The organism is Coprococcus sp. RTP31081st1_H1_RTP31081_211007, assembly GCF_040227275.1.
Classification (GTDB): domain Bacteria; phylum Bacillota; class Clostridia; order Lachnospirales; family Lachnospiraceae; genus Coprococcus; species Coprococcus aceti.
This window is the reverse complement of the sequence record NZ_JBEHVP010000016.1, coordinates 1-3,050: the sequence shown is the minus strand read 5'-3', so window position 1 is coordinate 3,050 and position 3,050 is coordinate 1. Positions and strand designations below refer to the sequence as shown.

Annotated in this window: 2 protein-coding genes; one reads left to right on the top strand and one right to left on the bottom strand. The window is 27.4% G+C overall.

The window, feature by feature from the left end; translation table 11 throughout:
* Positions 1-49: 49 nt before the first annotated feature.
* Complete coding sequence (locus ABUA31_RS14270) at positions 50-1,270, top strand: PLP-dependent aminotransferase family protein (RefSeq protein WP_044997833.1); 1,221 nt, start codon at positions 50-52, stop codon at positions 1,268-1,270.
* Here the strand turns inward: ABUA31_RS14270 and ABUA31_RS14265 are convergent.
* Positions 1,260-2,999, bottom strand: a complete 1,740-nt coding sequence (locus ABUA31_RS14265; RefSeq protein WP_004850033.1) for a hypothetical protein — start codon at positions 2,997-2,999, stop codon at positions 1,260-1,262. The two genes, ABUA31_RS14270 and ABUA31_RS14265, sit on opposite strands and share 11 nt — an antisense overlap.
* Positions 3,000-3,050: the final 51 nt, after the last annotated feature.

Genomic DNA, 3,050 nt, shown 5'->3' with positions numbered 1-3,050 from the left:
GGATAATCAAGTATTATCAGTCATTTAGGGGAAAATGGGAGGAATGCAAATGAGCGAGATACTTGAAGAATATAAAGAACTATGTAGAGAATTGAATGAATTTGAAAAGAATAAAATTCCACTTTGTGCAGCTGAAACATACATTTCTGATTTTTCTAAACAGGCACTAATTTCTAATTATGAAGGGAAATATTCATTTGTAGATTCAAATGGCACTAATTCTTTTATCGGAGGAACATATGTATTTAGATTAAATGAATTATTAAAGAAAGAATGTCAGCTATTATTTAATGCTAAGTATACTAATGCAGATACAGTGACAGGAATTAATTGTTTTACCATATGTGCAATGTCGCTATTAAAGAATACTGACTCCGTTCTTATAACCACTCCAGATCAAGGTGGTCATGCCTCTATACCTATTATTCTAGAAAAACTTGGCGTTAATTATGAAGCAATTCCTTATGATTATGATAATTATCAAATTAATTACAAAGAATTAAATAATTTATGTAAATCTGGATTATACAAATTCTTAATATTCTGTCAGTCAGATATTATTAATCCACCTGATATGTCTAAAATATCATTACCTGATTCAATGGGAATTATTTATGATGGAACACAAACTCTTGGTCTTATTGCCGCTGGGGTGTTGGAAAATCCCTTAGAATATATCAATAATATAGTATTAATTGGTGGCACACACAAAACATTACCTGCACCTGCATGTGGACTTATTATGACCAATTGTAGTAATTACCAACAACAACTGCAAAAAAATATTACTCCCAATTATTTAAGAAATACTCAACCAAATCATATAGCGGCTTTATTACTTGCACTTATTGAACAAGAAAATTTTGGAAAATCCTATCAAAATTTAACTGTAAAAATAGCAAATCAACTTGCTGAAGAACTTTCTAATTTAGGTTTTAATATTGCAAAATTGAAAAGTAACAAATATACATATACGCATCAATTATTTATTTTGATGAATAGTTTAGATACTAATGAATTTTATCAAACAGCTGAAAACTATAATATTACATTAAATAAAAAACATAAACGTTTATTTGCTAATGATGGCATAAGAATAGGTACTCAGGAAATTGCTCGCTATAATTGGAAATTTGGTGATGTTAAAATGCTGGCACAACTATTATATGCTATAAAAAACCATAATGAGAAAGATATTATATATTACAGAAATAAATTAATTTTATTGAAAACCCCAGCTTTCACATTTGAGGATATATCTATAAAATAGGCATAATTCTTGTATCTATTTGTTCTTGTATTTCTGCGGCATTTGGATCCCCTAATTCAATATTTCTTATCCTATGCCGCACTATACAAGAATATGCATTATCTTGGCATAAATTATTAATTTCATTATCAGGCATTAATTCATAATCCAAATTAAGTCCCTTTACTTTGATTAAATAATACATAATCAAATTAGTTTGAAGACGAATATTATTATCGATAGTTACATCCATGCAATGTTTGTATTCAATCACAGATTTGTCATATTGTTTATACAATCTATATATTTCAGCTTTAATAAAATACGCATTTGCCCTTAGTCGATTATTTTCTCCCTCATATACTTTAATAACTTCATCAATGCATTGAATTAACATCTCTTCTTTTGACGGCTTTTTATCATAGAAAATAAATATCGGTTTATAGCGTTTTAATTTATAATTGTCAAAATCAGTACAATTCAAAGAACTATTTGATGCATTGAAAAATTTCTTTTTAAATTCTTTAAGTGAATCATCGGAAGAATATGGAACGCTTAAATCATTTATAAAATATTTAGCTGCCAAGATACCAAGTGAATCAACTAAAGCTGCAAAAGAATTGTCTTTAATACTGTCTAATATTTCAAGTGCTTCATTACAATGCCATAGGTGCTTATTATAATGTGCCTTATGTAATTCAATTTCATATTTTTGATTATATTTTTTATATGATGGTATTTCAATAATAGATAATGTTGCTAGTGCTGTTTCATATTGGTTTAACATATGCTCGCAGTTTGAAAGTATAAGGTTATATTTATAGGTTAAATGCATATTATTACTAAAATTATTCTTATATTCCACCTCGAACTTTCTCAAATTATCTCTAGCTATTTGATACTTTCCTACAATAATATCTATTTCTATCTTATGAAGACATTTTTCATATTCAGTTGGTGTTTTATTTGATATATCTTTAATCCATGATACACCTTTTTGTTCACTAAGCAATGCTGTGATTCGTCCAATATTTCCATCTGTTAATTGGAAAAGTGTATTGATTTCAAATTGTGTAAGTGTACTAATATTAGGATATATTTTGCTTATTTTATTTTGCAATTCATTAATATTATTTTGTGGAAATTCAGACATAGTATGTGTTGTCAGTGCTAAATTAATTTTATTTTTTAAAATATAAATCATTTGAAAATGGAACTGTTTTTGTTTGTCTAAAATAGCACTAATTTTTTCAACATTATCAAAGATTAATACATTCTTACTTGTAATAATATTATCTATAAAATATTTGTCAAATTCTTTAGCTGTTAAACTATCCATATCCAAATAATCTGCCTTTATATATTGACATTTGTACTGTATATTTTTAAATTCTGAATCCTTAGGATTATTAATAAAATCACACAGTCTTTTAGCCATCCAACTTTTTCCGCATTGTTCTTCGTTTCCTGCTATTTCAACACAATGTTCATTAATGTTTAAAATGCGGATGATATCCTCTAAATCGTTTTTTCTATCAGTAAATATTGATTCAGTCAATCTATTTTTTCTAGCATTCTTTGATTTGTGTTGTTCAATAATAAGTGGAATTACCGAATATATAGATGGAATTACAACTATAACTGCTGAAAGCACTCCAACCCATATATTATTATATGCTCTAAATCCCACTATGGTAGCGATTATAGCAAGAACCCCCAATGATATATATAAACATTTTGTTTTATTCATGGTATTCTTCCTCCCATTTTCCCCTAAATGACTGATAATACTTGATTATCC